The organism is Pseudomonas sp. SDO5591_S426, from assembly GCF_054070755.1.
The window spans coordinates 1-255 of sequence record NZ_JBSVXD010000439.1 but is presented as its reverse complement, the minus strand read 5'-3'; the positions used below and the strand labels follow the sequence as shown (position 1 = coordinate 255).

Genomic DNA, 255 nt, shown 5'->3' with positions numbered 1-255 from the left:
GCCGGATGCAGTTGCGCTGGAAGGCTCGCAACAACACCTCGCTGAAAAAAGACGAGCCCTTTGACGACGCTTCGGTTCAGGCGAAAAACCCCAACGGTGACAGCGCCGATACCGCGGATCGCACCGCCACCCATGGCTGCCCGGTGTCGCTGGTCTCCGGCGAGGAACTGCTGACCCTGACTGACGGCGTGCTTGATGGGCTGCTGCCGTTCGAGTTCACCCGTTTGTATCGCACCAGCGCCGTGGAACTCGACG

The 255-nt window shown here is 62.7% G+C and carries 1 protein-coding gene; it reads left to right on the top strand.

Annotated features, from left to right (window positions below):
* A partial coding sequence (locus tag ACW9JC_RS30475) for a DUF6531 domain-containing protein (RefSeq protein ID WP_457459708.1) occupies positions 1-255 on the top strand: 255 nt, incomplete at both ends.